Source organism: Bosea sp. ANAM02 (genome assembly GCF_011764485.1).
Taxonomy (GTDB): domain Bacteria; phylum Pseudomonadota; class Alphaproteobacteria; order Rhizobiales; family Beijerinckiaceae; genus Allobosea.
This window is the reverse complement of record NZ_AP022849.1, coordinates 199,121-215,615: the sequence shown is the minus strand read 5'-3', so window position 1 is coordinate 215,615 and position 16,495 is coordinate 199,121. Positions and strand designations below refer to the sequence as shown.

Sequence of the window (16,495 nt, the reverse complement as noted above, 5' to 3'; positions counted from 1 at the left end):
TGCGAATCGAATCCTTCGCGCCCTTCAGCTACGAAGGATTTCGTTCTTTGGGGTCCTTGTTCGTCTCATGCGCGAGTCAGTCGCCATCCTAACGCCGTCCTCCCAGCGCCTTGAGCGTCTGGTTGGTCTGCGTGAGCATCTCGACAATCTGCTGGAGGGGGCCCCGTCGAAGCCCGGTCACCCGCTGATTGCGAAATGCCGCGCTGTCGCCGCTGCCCATCCGCTTCCTTCTGAACCAATCCGCGTCGAGGCGATGTACCTCTATCGGAAGACCGTCGGGCACAGAGTCGTCGACAAGGCCTCGGCCATCGGGATCGCGCACGCACTCGTCAACCGGAAGTCGCAAAAGGTGGTCGTCCTCGGCAACATGCCGAAGGCGGTTGCCTCGCGCGCTGGTCTGCGCCGGGTCTCCAACCGCCGGTTTTCCAAAGATCCAGTCGAGCACGAGCGCATCGCCACGGACCTCGGCAATGTTCTCCAGACTTGGTCCTTGCGCTTCGTCGCGGGGCGGGACACCGGTTGGCATAGCGCTCTTGTCGTCCGCGTTCCGCAGAGGGCGGACGAGACGCACGGCACGCGGTTCCACTTCTTCGTCGCAATGGACGACCTCGGCACCGTCACGCGCGAGCTCTTCCTCCCTGACGCTGAGCAACTGCCGGTTCCTCTTAGCGAGGAAGGCGACGCCGTGCTTCGCTCCCTGGTCACGCAAGCGCTTACTCAAAACCAGCAGGAGAAGTTTCCAGACCTGACGCCGGACGAGAACCTATTCGTCCTCGGAATGAGCATGCGTCCCCCGCTCGATATCGAACGCTTCACCGGGTTCGGCGAGACGGTCAAAGTCATGCTGATGCGGGGGGAGCGCGCCGCGCTCGCCCGCTTTCGTCGGTCATTCGCCAGCGCGATCATCGATCATGCTGCACGCAGTCAGCGCCCGTTTGCCGACAGGCTTGGCGCTGTCGGTTTCTTCAGGGCCCGCGCTGGGTGGAACGCCACCGACTATCAGCTGGCCCAGGAACTGAGGAAAACGCTTCCTTGGCTGGAATGGCGACATCTTCTCTATGGGCCCGTCCAGGCCGGCTTCCGGGCCAGGAAGCCGCTGGCGAGCTTCATTCAGACCCTGTTCGGGCTGAAGGGGTTACACCGGAAGACGTTGAAGGCACTGGTTGGAGTCAGGCTCACCCACGGCTTCCGTTACGAAGCTTTGGAACAGGGCGTGCACGCCTACGAGAAGCTTCTGTCGGCGAACGCTCATGCGCCCGTCCCATCTGGACGCGATTTCAAAACGCTCGCTTGGATGGCAAGCAACTTCGCTGAGGTCGACGCGCCTGGCTTCACCCGCGTGGTCAATTGCTATCGCGATGAGCGGGGCGTGCTTAGCAGCGTAAAAGCGAGCAACGTGCCCAGCGTCTTCCGCTGGATCAGCGGCCAGATCGCAACGGCGACGGGAATCGAGCTGATCTGGGCCCGCAAGGCTGGTCTGGAGGTCGTCTTCCCGGAAAACCGCGACCTCGATGGGCTCGACAAACTCGACCGCGATTGGCACCTGGTTTCACGCGCCCTGTCCGACGCCGAAAGGCGAGACAATGATTGGGCGCGGACGCAATGCATGCCCGACACGGAAGTGATCGAGGAGCTGACCGCGCAGCTCTATCCGCATCTCATCTCGGAGCCGAAGCGTTTCGGCGAGGTTACCATCACGCCTCTGGTCACGACCGAGCAGTTCTTCGCGGAGGGCCGGGAGATGCTCCATTGCGTGGCGTCGTATGCCGGCGACGCAGCCGTTGGGCGCTCGTTGATCCTTGGGCTTTCCTCGCCGGCGGGACGGAGCACGCTGGAGCTGGTCCTGCACCTTTGCGAGCAGACCGGCTACCGCTTAGCGATCCAACAACTAAAAGGCGTCGACAACGGTGACCCACCGGCGGATCACCTCCCTGCTGTTCTGGAGTTTGTGAGGACATTCGAGATCGAGGACCTCGAAGCACTTCTCCTACGCATTCAGGCAGCCCACAAGGCGGGGGAAGAGCTCGCGGCGGTCGGAACGCCGACGCCGGAAATGAAGGCTTGGCTCGCAAGCCAGGCAATGGACCGCGTGCGCCCCTTCCTGCCGCGCAGCTGGCGTCGATTGGACGGCCAGAAGCTCCGTGACCTCATCGATAAAACGATCAGCACACCGGCCGCGCGCCAAGCGGCCATCGCGAGAACAAGGGCCGCGATCGCGCCCCGTCAACCGGAAGCTACCCTCCATGCAGCATGATGCCCTGACTACGACGCCGGCGGCCACAACCGGGATCTTCTCAAATCCAATCCTCGATCGCCTTCGTCAGGACGGCTGGAGCGTCGCGTCGCACTTCGACGTTGTCGGCCCCAATGGGAAGAGCACCTCGGTTTGGCTCTTCACCCACCCCTGCGGCGTTTATCTGCGCGGGGAAGGGGCGACCGATTCTGAGGCCATCGCAAAGGTCGAAGCCGACGCGGTCGCAGATCCTCTGATCGGGACTTTGGTGGCGATGAGGAAACGGATCGAGAGCCTTGAGAAGGCGGCAGAGCGCATTCTCCCGTATCTCCGGTATACGATTGGACCCGAGAGCCGCGGTCATCATCCGACGATGCCGTCGGCCGTAGGCGCCTTCGGCTTCGCCGTTAAGGCGGATGCCGGCCTCAATGAGCGGATGATGACCGCGATCACCCAGCAGGTTACCTCGCACGCGGCGAGGCCCGAGCTCGAAGGGGCTGACCTGAAGCAGCCCGATGCTTATCTCCAGGGCTTCCGGGAGGGCGTCGCCGCATCGAGCGCCTATTGCGATGCCTTGATCCAGGCTGCCAGGGCCCAAGCCAAGGAGCCTGCCTGAGATGGAGGTGGCGACGCAGACGGCCACCCGGCCGGAGATCGATGAGGAATATCTCGGCCGCACCCTCGCGCCGCTCTTGAGCCTCAATGCTGCGCCACCAATGAGCGGAGACGCACGCGACCGCCTCTCTCCTCTGCAGCGAAGCTATCTCGACGAAGCCGTCATGAGGCTTTGGAACAATTTTTCGCCTGCGCTCGCGGAGCTAAAGCAGCTTCGCGAAGAGCGTGCCAACGGCTTCACGAAAGCAGTAGCGGCCGCGCGGGAGGAGCGTTTCAGGAAATGCGATGCAGATCCGCGCGTCTTCGTCCGCCACCTGCGCGAAATCGATCCGGAGGATCCGGGTGAGCTTTCGGATCTCCGCTTCCGCCTGACAGAGGGGGCGGCGACGGAAGCCCTCGCCGAAAGGGAGAAGCGGGCGGCCGATCGAGCGGCGAAGTTGGCCTCGATCGCGTCGTTCGAGGAAGCCGTCGAGATCATCGAAGTCATGGCGGACATTGCCGACGGCGCCTCATTCCGTACGACCGATGAGGCAAAAATTGTCGCCCATAGAGAGGCCGAAGACCGCCTGCGTGAAGCAGCGCGCAGAATTCGGACACGCGCGGAAATCACATGACGGCTGACGTCGTCGTCGACAGGTGGACGATTGCCTTCCATCGGGGAGGTAGGATGTTCGGACGCGGCGAGCTGGAGCCGACCAGGCCGGCTGACGACGACAACTGCCTCGAGGAGAACGGCGCACTCTGGCTGGGCTTCATGCTGGCCCGCTTCCGTGCATTCGAAGAGCGCCGGCGTGTCCGGCGCCTCCTAGATCTGCCCGACGAGGACTAGGACCCGAACCTGCTCTTCAGATCTCGGAACGCCTTCTGAAGCGGGCCCGAGCTCGCATCGGGGATTTCGACCTTCAGAACAACGAAGAGGTCCCCTCGCCCCCCGTCCATCCTGTTGATTCCCTTTCCCTTCGCCTTCAGGCACTTGCCGCTCGGCGTACCCGCAGCGATCTTGAGGTTGAGGCTCTCTCCCGCGAGACCGGCGATCGGTACATCGCAACCAAGCGCGGCGTCCCAGATCGGAATCGTGAGATCGACGAAGAGATCGTCTCCGCGGCGGGATCTGAGATGGTCATTCCGGACGAAAACAGTGACGCGCAGATCGCGATTCCCGCCGCGATAGGGGCAGGAGATGCTGAAGCCGGTGTCGACACCCCTCGGTACTGTGACCAGCCCATAGCGCCCGTCCAAAGCCCCACGCCCTTCGCAAGCGCTGCATTGGGCCCAGGTGACCGCGCCTGTGCCGGAGCAATCCTGGCAGCTGGTCTGAACCGAAACGATCCCCTTACCCTGGCGGTAGGCGCCGGCGCCCCCGCATCCGGGGCAGGCAACGGGGCCGCTGCACTCGACGAGGCCGTGCCCCTTGCAACCGGAGCAAAGGATCGCTTTCGGATCGAGGCGGAACGAACCGCCTCTATGGGCCTCGTCCAACGACAGGTTGATTTCGCGATCGACCCGGAGCCGTTCGGCGCGCACATGCTCTTGCCGGCGGCTCGCGCGATGCATGCTCTCGAAGACGCGCGTGAATGCGTGCTCGAAACCACCTTGGAAATTCGGATGGGACGCGGCCGATGCGGCAGCCACATTTCGCCGGATGTGGTCGATGGCAGCGGAAATCGCCTCGAAGCGATTTCGATCGCCGCCTGCGTCGGGGTGGTGTCGCTTCGCCAGCCGACGAAAAGCCTCTTCGGCTTCCTCGCGGCCGGCACCGTTCGAGATGCCAAGGACCTCGAAAGGATCCGGCCCGCGAAGCATCAGCGCGCCCGAGGCTTGGGCATGCCGATGTGCCGGATGCTCCAGGTCCCGAAACCGGCAACGCCAGCGCCGATATAGGCGAGGGCAAGGGTCGGGGCGACGGTATCGATAGGAGCCCATCCAAGCGCGGCCGAGACAGCAATCGAAAGGCCGGCGCAGATGGCGAAAGTTGACGCAATCAAAACCGACCGCTGGGAGCCGAGGAGCGCCCCAACCACCATCGCCAGAATGGCAGCTACGGCGAGGAGGACATGGTCGAGATAGCGGAGATCCTGCAGGGCAGGTTTGAGCACCGGCGCCTCCACCATCAAGCCGTAGAGACCGACGAGGGCGCCGGCTGCAAGGCTCACGCGGCTGATCACGCTCGGACGCCCCCGGTTGAGCCAGCCCGACAGACCGAAGACGAGGGCAAAAGCCGCGGCGGTGGGCCCGAGCAGGCCGTACACCAGCGCCTGCACACCCTGGGGAACCCGACGATCGGGAAGAAATTCGGACGCGGCCACCACAGTTGGCGCGCGCAGCCGGACCGCGTCGAGGGCACTCGTGATCCCGGCGATCCGGCTCATCAGAACAGGGATCTCGATCACCTCCCATGATGCCAGCAGATGACAGCCGGCGGTGAGGCGGACCGTCATGTTGCCCTGTACCCGAACGCCGTCGTTGCTCTGCTGGCGGGAAGACAGGGTCCAGGACACCGGATCATACGGGAAAATCCCCTTCTGGAGCTCCAGTCCAGGCTTGGTGCGCGCCGTGACTTCGCGATCGAGCCGCCGTTCAAGATCCTTCACGAAGTCGGCCCGCGAAATCGCCTCAGAGGGAACCGACTGCAGCGCAAAGGCGACAGACAGCCGGGAATCGTCGGGATGCACGAAGGCGATTGCGTCCGGGCTCGGGGAGGCCACGCGAACCATCTTGTCTGAAAGAAAACTGGCGTTCGCGACGAGCTTCTGCAGCTGAATTCCCGAGCACGATCCTTGCGCCGCCTCAGCAGCCATCGAGCCCAGACCAAGGACCATCGCGGCGAGGGCTGCGATCACGTTTTTCATTATGAGCCTCTCGCGACGGGTGGAATCGCGGTTTCATCCGAGAATCGAAGGATAAGAGGCAAGTTGCATGCGACGCAAGAATCACCGCGGCGCAAAGTCATGGATAGGGTGCATGGATCATTGACACTCGCATGGCCAATCCTAAAGGTGCTGAAGGATTGAAGGATGGTTTCCTCAGATGATGCGTCGCCCACCGCCGCCGCCCGCGGCCCGCAGACCGACAGCGCCACGCCCTGCGACATCGCAGGGTGAGCTCTTTGGTGCCTCCGGCCCGGCGCTGCCACAGACGCAGCCCTCTGGTGCTCGGCGTTCGCCGCCGCCGGCGCGTCCCAGTCAGCGACCGCCGTCAACCTCGCTTGGCGATCAGAGGCGTGCTGTTCCGCCGGCACCAGCGGTGATGCAACAGACGCCGTCTGCCCCGGCCCTGAATCAGACGCCCCGACTGCCGCCGAAGGCTGCAACGGGGCTCGCCGCGCTCCGCTCATCTGAGCCTGATGATTACGACGACGAGGACTATTCCGCCCCTGAGGTTTCGGAGGCCCCGAAGCAGGCAGAGGTCGAGGTCGATCTGGAGGCGAAGGTGCGCATTCGCCGAGTTCTCTACTCGGCGGAGGACGGGTATCGCGTGATGCTCGTCACGAAGGGCAAGGACAAGTTCAAGGTCATCACGAACTTCGCCCAGGGAACCGAGATCGGCGACGAGGTGATGATCCGCGGGAAATGGGGCACCAGTCGCGGTGAGCGAGTCTTCAACGCGGTTGCGGTGGTCGGCGAAATGCCCCGCTCCGCGATGGGCGTCGTCTACTGGATCAAGAAGAGCAAGATCCCCGGAGTTGGCGCCGCAACGGCGGATGCGCTCGGGAAGCACTTCGGTGTTCGCCTGATCGACGTCGTCACCCAACCCGAGATTCTCGTCGAGGCCGAGATCCCGCTCGAAAAGGCGAAGGCGATCGCCGAAGCGTGGCTTACCAATGCCATGCGTCCCGAAACCGTTGCCTTCCTGGCCGAGCACGGCCTGAATTCCCGCCAGATCAAGAACGTGATGGAGGTCCTGGGGGAGACCGCGAGGCAGAAGATCGCGGAGAACCCCTGGAGCCTTTCCGAGCTCATCGAGGGCGTGGGGTTCGCGACGGCTGACAGGATCGGAGCCATCGAAGGGCACGCGAAGGATTCTCCGCTGCGTATGCGAGCGGGGCTTCGTCATACCCTTATTGCCGCCAAGCGAGACGGTCACTGCGGCTTGCCGGTGGAGGTTCTGGTCGAGAAGGCGGCAATGCTGCTCCAGCATCCGAAGCCAATCGTCCACAAATACATAGACTTGGCGCTCGATGGTCACGCTGCCGTGCTGGACGAGGAGACCGGACTCGCCGTTTCGTTGAAGGTGCGCGCGGTCGAGCAGCGCGTTGCTCGCGATCTCGCTCGCCTGCTGAATTGCGGCGCCTATGAGCACGACGAAGCGTTGGCGGCCATTCGTCTGGCCGAGACGCAGATGCATATCACACTCGACCCCAGTCAGCGTGAAGCGGCCGTCAATGCGCTGACGCACGCCGTCAGCGTCATCACCGGTGGCCCGGGCACGGGTAAGTCGACGACCCAGAAGGTCATCGTTCAGGCCCTCAGCAACTTCAAGCGCGACATCGCTCTTGTTGCGCCTACCGGCCGCGCAGCAAAGCGCCTGGCCGAGGTGTCAGGTCGCGAGGCTTCGACCTGTCACAGGCTGCTGCGTGTGCAGGAAGGTGCTTTCGTTCATGACGCAGGCAATCCATTCCCCAACAACTGGTTCATCGTCGACGAGTTCTCGATGGTGGATATCGATCTCGCCTGCAGCTTCATCCAGGCAATCGGCAGCGACAGTGGGCTCACGATCGTCGGCGACGTGGACCAGCTTCCGTCGGTCGGCGCCGGCCAGGTCCTCCGAGATCTTATCGAGTCCGGAGTGATACCGACGTCGCGCCTGGAGGTCGTTCACCGCCAAGGCAATGACTCGGCGATCGTGACGGCCGCTCACCGCGTGAACAACGGGCTCACGCCTCTCCCGGCAGATGTGTACACGGCCAAGGGCTTCAAGGTGATGCCGATCGAGCAGCCGGAGGAGATCCTGGGCAAGGTGATCTCCCTGCTCAAAGACGTGCTGCCGGCCCGCGGCGTCGACCCGCTGCGCGACGTGCATGTGATGACGCCGATGCGTCCGCGCGAGATCGGCGTCGACAAGCTCAACGAGGCGATCAAGGCGGCCCTGAACCCGGCCATCGAGGATGACCCGAACTCGGTCACGATCGGGAAAACGACCTACACGGTCGGCGACCGCATCATGCAGCAGCGCAACGACTACTCGAAGGGAATATTCAACGGCGAGGTCGGCTTCGTCTGCCATGTCGGACACCGCCCCGACGAGGAGAACGGCAAGCCGTTGCCGTTCATCGTCGTCGAATATCCAGAGTCGAAGGCGACCTACGGCAAGTCGGACATCGAAGACATCGAGCTCGCCTACGCCACGACCGTCCACAAGAGCCAGGGTTGCGAAGCTCCCGTGGTCATCTTCGCTGCGCACCGCAGCCAGATGTTCATGCTGCGCCGGAACCTCTTCTATACAGCGATTACCCGCGCCAAGCAGCTGTGCGTCGTGATCGGCGCCGACGAGTGCATCGAGCGCGCCGCCGCGACGATCGATCTCGACCGCCGCTATACCGGCCTCGCAAAGCGCCTGCAGAGTGAGATGGCAATCGAGCCGGAACTCGATGAGGGTATCGATCACATGGTGCCGGCAATGGTGCCGGGCGGCTTCCTTCAGATCGACGAACCTTGAAGGGCGGAAATCCCGCCTTCTGAAATCAGAAACTCGGAGAGGGCGCCGGGGCTAGGCGCTGGTGGAGCTCCACGCGTAGCGCATAGTCAAGCGCGTCGACGTCCTGCGTCGCGATCAATCCTCGACCGTCTGCCGCCGGCAAGCGCCCGAAGAATGCGGAAGCGGCAGCGACGAGTTCCACACGTTCGACCTGGTCGGCGCCATAGGTGGCGCGGATCTCACGACCAATAGCCGTTTGGCCGGCGGAGACACGGGCGTCGCTCAGCGCGAGGAAACCGTCGTGGTCCATTTCAAGCACCTCTTCCGTCACATCGATCCCGACAACGGTGCCGTTCTTGAGATGGACAGAAGCCTCGATGACGTTGGGCAGGACGCGGAGTGGCTCCGAGAGGTCGACGGGGATCTCAGGACCGCTGGCCAACCGAAGGAAGCCGCGTACACGCCCGTCGCCGACCATGGCTGAGGTGTAGAAGCGTTCACCGAAGCGCTCGGCGAGGACGATGTCGCCATCCCCGATCGCGGAGGGGTTGGGCGGGAGCGAAACGAGCTCATACCGGCCGTCGGAAAAGAGAAAGCCCCGCGCCGGGATGACGCCGCCTTCGAGAACGAGGGTAGCGTCGACGGCGCGGGGCTTAGCGATGAGATCCATAGCGGTCACATGCCAGGGCGCATGCCGGGAGCGCGCCGCGGCGGGGGCGGGGCGGCACGACCGGGCAGCGGGCGAGCAGCTGGACGCGCCTGAGGAGCTGGCGCAGAGGGTTTCTCCGCGGCCGCCGTCACTTCCGGAGCCGACGGCTCTTCGTTGGCCTCAGCGGTCGCGTCAGGTGCGTCGCCGAAGGTCTGGTCGTCATCCTCAGTCGCTTCTTCGCTCGCCTCGACGGCAGCAGCCTGCTCGGCCACGACTGCCGCGTCAGGAGTGACTTCGACAGTCGCTTCGGCCTCGGCGGCGTTCTCGACCACTTCCGCAGTCGCACTCACCTCTGCCGGCTCCGCCTGCGAGGGCTCGGCAACCGCTGCGCCATCGGACGCACCGCGAGCAGCGTCCGCTTCACGAATGCGCTGGGCGGCCGCTTCCTCCGGACCCGCGTTGAGTTCGGCAGGCGGATCCATTTCCGCCGCAGGAATCTCGACGCGCAGAGACGGTGCCGGGACGCGAGCGATGCTAGCCGCCAGCCCTTCCAGCATGCGGTAGGCTCCGTCCAGATCGCCGGCCTCGCGAGCACGATGTGCCGCTGCAAGAGTGATCGCAGCATCCAGGCGCGTGCGGGCAGCCTCGAGGCTCGGTCCACTGAGGAAGTTGAAGGACTTGATGATGAACTTGTTCTCGACATAGGTCGAGCCGTCGCGCCGGGTCTTGTCGGTGGACTTGGTGTAGCCGGAGCAATCGATGAAAGCGCGCCGCGAGGCGAGATCCTCGTCAGCCTGCGTCAGGTTCTCGATCTTGGCGGAAAGCGCTTCCGCGACCGAATCCCAGGCCATCGCCTTGACCCACTCGCCGGAATCGGAACGACCCAGGATCGAAAGATAGGGGCGATCCTTGTAGAGGCCCATCTGCGGGCGGCTCAGCTGCATAACGATCTTCATTGGATGCTCCGCACCGGAATTAGCTCATCCACCGGAATCTGCGTCGACTCCATGAAAGTCACCATCGCAGGGCAAGGAGAAATGTGGACGTCGCCTTCGGTCCCATGGATAGTCATTCGAGAGTCGAAGGAATCTTGTTGGAGTGACGTGATGAAAATCCTGACCAGCCTGGCGACGGCCGCGCTCGTCCTGATGGGTGCCGCCGGCGCCTCGGCCCAGACCAAGGGCTGGGAGACCTGGACCAAGGGTGAGGAGTGCTTCGCGCTGCTCGGCATGGCCGCGGACAACGAAGCGCCCGTGCGGCCGCTTGGGCGCCCGTACATCGCGATCAAGAATGCCCCGAAGCTCGACAACTTCAATGGGGTGGTGATCGTCTCCGGCTACGGCGAAGACACGGGTGAAGAAGGAACCATCGACGTCGATGGCAAGGAGTTCAGCCTGCTGATTTTCAAGGGCGCCGGCTTCGTGAGGTCGGGGGAGCCCGAAGAGCGTCTCGTTGCGGCCCTGGAACAGGGCAAGGAAGCCCGCGTCACCTGGCTGCGCAAGGACGGCATGATCATCCAGAACTATCGCCTGGAAGGCTTCCCTGTGGCGAAGAAGACGATCGACGCGGCGTGCCCGAAACCCGGCGCGAAGCCGGCCGCCGCTGAAGCGGCGGCAAAGCCCGAGACCACGAAGGTCAAGCGCTGAGGAAATCCTCGCGCATGAAGGCATTGAAGGCGTCAGCGAGCGCCATGAAGGTCCGCCCGCTGAGCCTGCGATACTCGCGTAGATCAGCCTGCGGCGCGACGGCGCCCTCCTGGATGTAGTTGCGGCTCTCGACGAGCTGGTTATTCACCACAATCCGGAACTGGATCGAAACCGGCGGCGTGACCATGAACACGAGGTCCACCGCCGAGGCTCGCGCCTCCCAGGTCACCCCCGTCGTTTTGAAGTGCTGGTCGACCTGCCCGTTCACATATCGCTCGATCAGAGCGGCGACGGCGCTGATCCCGTCGGTCTCGGGCAGCGTGTCCAAAAGCCCACCGGTGGAGTGTTGAGCGAGCTTGGTGTTCGCGAACTGATCATGAGCCTCGACCGCATGGAACGGGCGGGGCGTTGCCGCCATCGCGACCATCGCACGCGCGGCATCAAGTGGGGTCATATCAGCGGCGGCACGCCCACGGCCAGACTTGGACAGGAGCTTGGCCTCGCGCAGCTGACGCATGAAGATCACCGCCGTCGAGGCGGGGACCCCCATCACGTTGGACAATGTCTCGCTGAGCGTTCTCGGCAGCAACCTTCTGGCCTCACCATCGGACTTCCACACCGATGAAACTAACCAGTCGGATAAGGCAGCGCCACGAATTGTCTTCGGCTATCCACCAAAGGATTGCGTGCCGGGTCTTTCAAACCGGCCAAAGACATCCGATCGTCGATGCCAATCTGATGAGACCAGGCGGCGAAAGAGTCGATGCGCCATATTCGAATCACCCAGCTCGATGGAAAGCTGCCGAACTTGGCCTTGATGAAGATCTCGGCCTGGCATCGCGCCCGCGGTGACGTGATCCATTTCACAAGGTCGCCATACCGTCATCTCGACGAGCCTGCCTATGACGCTGTCTATGGCGGTGCGATCTTCAAGTTCTCCGAGGAGCGGGTTCGGCGCTTTGAGGCTGAATGGCCGGGCGCCCTGCTGGGTGGAACCGGAAGCGGCCGCATCGCGACCGTCGAGGAAATCCCGGGCTTCGTCGAGAGCGGTCTCGATTACGCGCTCTATCCAGATTTCAACGCGAGCATCGGCTTCACCCAGCGCGGCTGCAGGCTTTCGTGCAAGTTCTGCGTCGTGCCCGGGAAGGAGGGAAAGCCGCGCTCGGTCGCGTCGATCGCCGATATCTGGCGCGGCGACCCATGGCCCCGGAACCTTCACCTGCTCGATAACGACTTCTTCGGCGCGCCGGGCTGGGAAGAGCGGATGGCGGAAATCCGCGACGGCGGCTTCAAGGTCAGCTTTACGCAGGGGATCAATGTCCGCGCGATGACGGACGAGGTCGCCTCTGCGCTTTCGTCGGTTGAATACCGCGATGACGGATTCACCAAGCGCCGGCTCTACACCGCGTGGGATAATCTCAAGGACGAGGAGGTCTTCTTCCGCGGCGTCGACACACTGGAACGCCATGGCGTCCCGCCGTCCCACCTCATGACTTTTATGCTGGTCGGTTTCGACAAGAAGGAAACCTGGGAGCGGATATTCCACCGGTTCGACCGCATGGTCGCGCGTGGGATACGCCCTTACCCGATGGTTTTCGACAACAGCCGGAGGGACCTGAAGAGGTTCCAGCGTTGGGTCGTGACAGGACTGTATCGAGCAGTCCCGTGGAAATCCTATGACGGCGGCTACAAGGCGAGCCGTGTTGTCGGGCCCAATCAGGGCGATCTATTTGCTCCGGCCTCGTGACCTGAAATCACGAGGCCGGAGCGTTCCGGATCAGTGCAGACCGGGGGCCTGGGTCATCTCCAGGCGCGCTTCGTAGTGGGCGACGGCATTGTGGATGTCGACGCCACCGCCGAGGAAGTCGAAGGTTCCTCCCGACACGGTCGCGAAGCCGTCGTCATCGAGAGAGAGCTCGGCATCCTCGGAGAAGAAGGCGCCGAAGCCCCAGCTTCCGGTCCGCGAGGTGATGGCCTCCATCTTGAACACGCCGCCGGCCCCGGCGCGATAGACCGCGCCGTCCCCGCCGATCGCCCAGCCTTCATCCTCGCGCACATAGTTCGCGAGGGCCGCGATGCGGAGGTTTTCGGCCCGCGCGTTTTCGAGACTGGTATCGCCCTCGGCGCGGACGAAGCCGTAGGTCTTCGAAAGCCGGTCCACGAAATCATCGGCGAAGATTCCATCGGCGAGCGCCTGGCTCATGATCGCGAGGTGCGGGTCGATATCGTTGTGAACCTTCATGAAGCCCACGCCGAAGCTGGCCGCCATGCTGCCATTGACCGCCTTCATGTATTCCGCCTTCTCGACGTTGATCTGGCGTCCGTTCATCGATTCGTCTCCGCGCTTCGGCAGTTTGTCCCAAGCAGCGTGCGAGCGGTCCTTGAAATGCACAACCAGAATCCACGAAAATATTTTCCGGAAGCGCTACGCGCGTTCGCCGCCCCCGAGGATCCTCGATGAATAGCTCGACCAGGAACGCGCAGAGGAGCTTCGGCCCCGACGATGATCCGCTGCAGAAGCGCGTCTATGATTGGGAGCGCGCCTGCGTCGACAGCCGAGCGCGCCCGGAGATCATGTCGCGCGACGAATGCGCTGCGTTCATTCGCCTGGTGGTTCGCAGCCGCGCGATATCGGTCAGTTCCCTACGCTTCACGGGGACAGGCGATTGCTATGCCACGCCAGGCGGACTGATCTCGATCGCGGACTGGGGGCGGACGAAACACACCATTCTCCACGAGCTTGCTCATCTCGTGACATTTCCTGATGTGGCGGCTGGCGAGCCCGCGCATGGGGAGAGCTTCGTGGTGGCGGTAATCGAGCTCTACGCCGAGTTTCTCGGGCTGGATGTGCAGGATCTTTCGCGAAGTGCCCAGGTCTTCGGCGTCCTTACGGAGAAGGGCGCCGCCCGGTTGGTCCGGAAGGCGCCCTCTGTGCCGTACTGCGATCTTGACTGGTAACCCTTAGCGCTTGCGGGCGCCGGGACGGGGCGGCGTCGGCTCCGGGAGGAACTTCGGCCCCAGATCAGGTTCCGGTTCCGGCTCGGGCCGTGCGGGGGTCCGATCCAGGAGGCGCTCATAGGTCGTGCGAGCCTGGAATTCGACCTTCGTGAGAAACTCCCCGTTCATGGCCCAGCGCGGCGGCTCCTGAGAGCCCTTGGGAGGCACCAGGGCAGGTCCGAAGGCGTTGTGGTAGCGCTCATCCTCGTCGAGGTGCGCATAGCCGCCGTCGGCGTCCACAAGGACAAAGCCCGCAGGCAGCCCGAACCCGTCCTCCTTGTTGTAACGCCCGGCCGGGAGCTTCGTCGGATCGAACGGATGCTCGTGCCCGGTGCTGGGATCGAACACCGTGAGCTGCTCGACGCCGATGCGGATCAGGACCTGGCGGACAACTTCCGGACGGATAGCAGGCTGGATGGGCTCCGGCGACTCGACCCGACGGAAGCGATCGCGGAAGGCCGCGAGCTCGACCACCTTGTTGGGCGCCGGCGTCTGACGACCCATGCGGCGCGCCATCTCCTCGAAATAGGCGAAGGGCGACTGCTTGAAGGTCTCGGTCAGCTTGGCGTAGCTCAGCGACTTCGCGATCAGACGGGTGCGGACGGCGCCTTCGCGAGCCACGAGCGGCATGCCGGGAACGAAGCGGCCGGCCTCGGCATCCTCACGCGTCTTCGCGGGGACGATGACGTTGTGGCCCTGTGCGCGGAGATCGCGATAGAGGCGCAGGTTCGCAGCCGGATCGTCGGAAGCCCGAGCAAGCTCGAAACCTGCCCAGACCTCGGTGCCCTGCACCGTGATCTCGCGGCCACGGAACATCGACTGCGCCGAGAAGCGCATGTCGTCCCAGTCGCCGAAAGGCGGAGCATCCGGATCGCCGGCGCGCCCGCGCAGTCGGGTAGCGTTGAAAGAGCGCAGGCGACGCGCTTCGGTCTGCTCCGGGGTTTCCTGCTGGACGCGCATCCGGGCGGCCGCTTCGACTTCGGCATCGAGGGTGCGACCGAACATGCGCGCAAGGCCAGGGCGCGAGAGACGGCGATCGACGGAAGCCGCCAGCACGCTCTGCTTGCTCACCCCGTCAATGAGGTAGTTCGCGCTGCCGCCGTCGGGCTGACGCCGATGCTCGATATGAAGCAGACGCTGGCGGAGGTAGCCAACGAGCTCGAACAGGCTCTCGGGACGGAAGGTGTTGTCGAGGAACTCGGTAATGCGTTCCCGAGCGTCCTTGACGGTGAAGCCGGAATCGAGCGCCGGCCGCTTGCGCGGGGCGAGATTGCGAGCAGCGAGGACGCCGAAATTGTCGAAGGGCGAGCGCTGCGGCGCGATGACGAGCGCCGTCGCGTTCCGAAGGCCGGCGGACAGCCGGCGCAGCGTGCTTTCTTCAAACCGAAGGGCGCGTACCTGGTTCGCCGTTGCCATGCCTTATCTCCAATCGATTCCACCGAGGATGCTCGGAGACGGTGCAAGCAACAAGCGAAGCAGTCAGGGATGGGGCGCCGAGAGGCCCTCGAATTCGAGAACGGCTTCCTTGGCCTTCTCGGAAACGGAAATGAAGCCGTCACGGAGCAGAGCCTCCCGCAGAGCTGAGAAGGCGAAGCCGCCAACATCCGCACTGGGCTCGCGCACCAGATCCCATCTTTCCTCAAGCAGGGCTCCATACGCTCCAAGGAAGGGAACACCGCCCATGGCAATCGTGGTGATCATTCCGGGCGCCTTGTCGAAGTCCACGTCCCGGAACATCTGCTGGATCTCGGCGTCGCTGAGATGGAAACCGAAGCCTTGCCCCATCTCCAAGGCCTCTGTAACCGAGAGACGCTCCAGGAGACCCTTCACGCAGCGACTGGCTTCGACCACGTTGACGAGTCCCGTTACGGTGCGAGGAAGCGAATTCGGCTTGAGACGGCGAGCGAGTGCCAGAAAATCGCTGGTGAAATAGAGGTCGTCCTCATCGAACGACACGCGTACCCCCGGAAGATCAGCGAGGCGAGCCAGTGTCTCACGCGAGATCGACCCGACCTCGCGCTTCCAGCCTCCGCCATTCCCGGTGAACCCGACCGTCTCGATGGAAGACAGGATCGCCTCGTATGCCGCCTCGGGCGTGGAGTACCCCTTTGCAATGTCGAACAACTCGGAGCCGTTCATCGCGAAAGCGGCGAGGATCGGATGCGTGAGGACGAAGCGCTTGACGGCCTGGGCGCTGACGGTGGGTTCGGCCAGCCAGTTGTAGTGTTCCAGAGGCATCAGCTCACTGCCGCGATTGTCGTAGGGCAGGGCATGGAGCGCGTCGAAGTCAATGTCTCCAACGCCCCAAAGTTGCACTATCGATGAGCCGATCGCCTTGTTCCGGATCGCCTCGAGGAAAGCCTTGCGCTCTTCCCATGCGGCCTCGCGACCGTAGAGCTCCTGGAATAATCCGCTGACATGTGCCCAAAGGGATGCTGGCACAGCCATGCGACTGGGTTGCACCGCTGCGCCCTTCCAGTCGACGAACGGTCGATCAAGGATGCCGTATAGCGGGGCATTTAAGCCGCTAAAGATCTGGTTGTTTGCAAGCTGCAACGATATCGGCGCGTAGCACTTTCGGGCGCCTTCCCCTGTGACAGACAAGGTGGAAAGCCCATTCTCCGCTTCGAGACGAAATTCGATGCGGCCGAGATCGAGCGAGGCGGCTTCGGACATCATTGTTCCTTGCCCTTGGGCATTGAAAGAGATCGAAGGCGCTCA

Annotated in this window: 16 protein-coding genes; 8 read left to right on the top strand and 8 right to left on the bottom strand. The window is 63.6% G+C overall.

Annotated features, from left to right (window positions below; translation table 11 throughout):
* Positions 1-67 precede the first annotated feature (67 nt).
* Genes OCUBac02_RS24775 through OCUBac02_RS24760 form a run of 4 tightly spaced genes read left to right on the top strand, consistent with a single transcriptional unit; the run spans position 68 to position 3,677 of the window.
* Positions 68-2,254, top strand: a complete 2,187-nt coding sequence (locus OCUBac02_RS24775; RefSeq protein WP_173050227.1) for a PcfJ domain-containing protein — start codon at positions 68-70, stop codon at positions 2,252-2,254.
* Positions 2,244-2,849 (top strand): hypothetical protein, encoded by a 606-nt coding sequence (locus tag OCUBac02_RS24770; RefSeq protein ID WP_173050225.1) that lies wholly within the window; start codon positions 2,244-2,246, stop codon positions 2,847-2,849. Before OCUBac02_RS24775 ends, OCUBac02_RS24770 begins: the two co-directional genes overlap by 11 nt.
* A 1-nt stretch (position 2,850) precedes the next feature.
* Positions 2,851-3,462 (top strand): hypothetical protein, encoded by a 612-nt coding sequence (locus tag OCUBac02_RS24765; protein WP_173050223.1) that lies wholly within the window; start codon positions 2,851-2,853, stop codon positions 3,460-3,462.
* A complete protein-coding gene (locus OCUBac02_RS24760) occupies positions 3,459-3,677 on the top strand; it encodes a hypothetical protein (protein ID WP_173050222.1) in 219 nt (72 codons plus the stop codon). The genes OCUBac02_RS24765 and OCUBac02_RS24760 overlap by 4 nt, the downstream gene beginning before the upstream one ends.
* Here OCUBac02_RS24760 and OCUBac02_RS24755 read toward each other — a convergent pair.
* Positions 3,674-4,651, bottom strand: a complete 978-nt coding sequence (locus OCUBac02_RS24755) for a DnaJ C-terminal domain-containing protein (RefSeq protein WP_173050220.1) — start codon at positions 4,649-4,651, stop codon at positions 3,674-3,676. The two genes, OCUBac02_RS24760 and OCUBac02_RS24755, sit on opposite strands and share 4 nt — an antisense overlap.
* Positions 4,651-5,697 carry an MFS transporter gene (locus OCUBac02_RS24750; RefSeq protein ID WP_173050218.1) on the bottom strand — a complete coding sequence of 349 codons (1,047 nt, stop codon included), beginning with the start codon at positions 5,695-5,697 and terminating at the stop codon, positions 4,651-4,653. The genes OCUBac02_RS24755 and OCUBac02_RS24750 overlap by 1 nt, the downstream gene beginning before the upstream one ends.
* 397 nt (positions 5,698-6,094) lie before the next feature.
* Between OCUBac02_RS24750 and recD2 the strand changes: the two genes are divergently transcribed.
* Positions 6,095-8,503, top strand: coding sequence for an SF1B family DNA helicase RecD2 (recD2, locus tag OCUBac02_RS24745; RefSeq protein ID WP_173050216.1), 2,409 nt, complete (start codon positions 6,095-6,097; stop codon positions 8,501-8,503).
* A 25-nt stretch (positions 8,504-8,528) separates the two neighbouring features.
* Here recD2 and OCUBac02_RS24740 read toward each other — a convergent pair whose 3' ends face one another.
* Entirely contained in the window at positions 8,529-9,152 is a 624-nt protein-coding gene (locus OCUBac02_RS24740) for a hypothetical protein (protein ID WP_173050214.1), read from the bottom strand.
* Between the two features lie 5 nt (positions 9,153-9,157).
* A complete protein-coding gene (locus OCUBac02_RS24735; protein ID WP_173050212.1) occupies positions 9,158-10,087 on the bottom strand; it encodes a hypothetical protein in 930 nt (309 codons plus the stop codon).
* 51 nt (positions 10,088-10,138) lie between these two features.
* On the opposite strand from OCUBac02_RS24735, the gene OCUBac02_RS24730 reads away from it, so the two are divergent.
* Positions 10,139-10,777 (top strand): hypothetical protein, encoded by a 639-nt coding sequence (locus OCUBac02_RS24730; protein WP_173050210.1) that lies wholly within the window; start codon positions 10,139-10,141, stop codon positions 10,775-10,777.
* Here OCUBac02_RS24730 and OCUBac02_RS24725 read toward each other — a convergent pair.
* Positions 10,767-11,339: a hypothetical protein gene (locus tag OCUBac02_RS24725; RefSeq protein ID WP_173050208.1), complete on the bottom strand. Its 573-nt coding sequence runs from the start codon at positions 11,337-11,339 to the stop codon at positions 10,767-10,769. The genes OCUBac02_RS24730 and OCUBac02_RS24725 overlap by 11 nt on opposite strands.
* 255 nt (positions 11,340-11,594) lie before the next feature.
* On the opposite strand from OCUBac02_RS24725, the gene OCUBac02_RS24720 reads away from it, so the two are divergent.
* Positions 11,595-12,524: a radical SAM protein gene (locus tag OCUBac02_RS24720; RefSeq protein WP_244639326.1), complete on the top strand. Its 930-nt coding sequence runs from the start codon at positions 11,595-11,597 to the stop codon at positions 12,522-12,524.
* Positions 12,525-12,554: 30 nt separating this feature from the next.
* Here OCUBac02_RS24720 and OCUBac02_RS24715 read toward each other — a convergent pair whose 3' ends face one another.
* Positions 12,555-13,106, bottom strand: coding sequence for a hypothetical protein (locus OCUBac02_RS24715; RefSeq protein ID WP_173050204.1), 552 nt, complete (start codon positions 13,104-13,106; stop codon positions 12,555-12,557).
* A 128-nt stretch (positions 13,107-13,234) separates the two neighbouring features.
* Here OCUBac02_RS24715 and OCUBac02_RS24710 point away from each other — a divergent pair, with 128 nt between their 5' ends.
* Positions 13,235-13,735: a hypothetical protein gene (locus tag OCUBac02_RS24710; protein WP_173050202.1), complete on the top strand. Its 501-nt coding sequence runs from the start codon at positions 13,235-13,237 to the stop codon at positions 13,733-13,735.
* A 3-nt stretch (positions 13,736-13,738) separates the two neighbouring features.
* On the opposite strand, the gene OCUBac02_RS24705 is transcribed toward OCUBac02_RS24710, so the two are convergent.
* Together OCUBac02_RS24705 and OCUBac02_RS24700 are read right to left on the bottom strand one after the other, a co-directional pair.
* On the bottom strand, positions 13,739-15,190 hold the full coding sequence (locus OCUBac02_RS24705) for a hypothetical protein (protein WP_173050201.1): 1,452 nt from the start codon (positions 15,188-15,190) through the stop codon (positions 13,739-13,741).
* A gap of 63 nt (positions 15,191-15,253) precedes the next feature.
* Positions 15,254-16,450, bottom strand: a complete 1,197-nt coding sequence (locus OCUBac02_RS24700; protein ID WP_173050199.1) for a hypothetical protein — start codon at positions 16,448-16,450, stop codon at positions 15,254-15,256.
* Between the last annotated feature and the right edge of the window lie 45 nt (positions 16,451-16,495).

Coding starts and splice junctions, on each gene's coding strand:
- OCUBac02_RS24775 (WP_173050227.1), top strand. CDS start 68: ATGCGCGAGTCAGTCGCCATCCTAACGCCGTCCTCCCAGCGCCTTGAG.
- OCUBac02_RS24770 (WP_173050225.1), top strand. CDS start 2,244: ATGCAGCATGATGCCCTGACTACGACGCCGGCGGCCACAACCGGGATC.
- OCUBac02_RS24765 (WP_173050223.1), top strand. CDS start 2,851: ATGGAGGTGGCGACGCAGACGGCCACCCGGCCGGAGATCGATGAGGAA.
- OCUBac02_RS24760 (WP_173050222.1), top strand. CDS start 3,459: ATGACGGCTGACGTCGTCGTCGACAGGTGGACGATTGCCTTCCATCGG.
- OCUBac02_RS24755 (WP_173050220.1), bottom strand. CDS start 4,651: ATGCTTCGCGGGCCGGATCCTTTCGAGGTCCTTGGCATCTCGAACGGT.
- OCUBac02_RS24750 (WP_173050218.1), bottom strand. CDS start 5,697: ATGAAAAACGTGATCGCAGCCCTCGCCGCGATGGTCCTTGGTCTGGGC.
- recD2 (WP_173050216.1), top strand. CDS start 6,095: ATGCAACAGACGCCGTCTGCCCCGGCCCTGAATCAGACGCCCCGACTG.
- OCUBac02_RS24740 (WP_173050214.1), bottom strand. CDS start 9,152: ATGGATCTCATCGCTAAGCCCCGCGCCGTCGACGCTACCCTCGTTCTC.
- OCUBac02_RS24735 (WP_173050212.1), bottom strand. CDS start 10,087: ATGAAGATCGTTATGCAGCTGAGCCGCCCGCAGATGGGCCTCTACAAG.
- OCUBac02_RS24730 (WP_173050210.1), top strand. CDS start 10,139: ATGAAAGTCACCATCGCAGGGCAAGGAGAAATGTGGACGTCGCCTTCG.
- OCUBac02_RS24720 (WP_244639326.1), top strand. CDS start 11,595: ATGAAGATCTCGGCCTGGCATCGCGCCCGCGGTGACGTGATCCATTTC.
- OCUBac02_RS24715 (WP_173050204.1), bottom strand. CDS start 13,106: ATGAACGGACGCCAGATCAACGTCGAGAAGGCGGAATACATGAAGGCG.
- OCUBac02_RS24710 (WP_173050202.1), top strand. CDS start 13,235: ATGAATAGCTCGACCAGGAACGCGCAGAGGAGCTTCGGCCCCGACGAT.
- OCUBac02_RS24705 (WP_173050201.1), bottom strand. CDS start 15,190: ATGGCAACGGCGAACCAGGTACGCGCCCTTCGGTTTGAAGAAAGCACG.
- OCUBac02_RS24700 (WP_173050199.1), bottom strand. CDS start 16,450: ATGTCCGAAGCCGCCTCGCTCGATCTCGGCCGCATCGAATTTCGTCTC.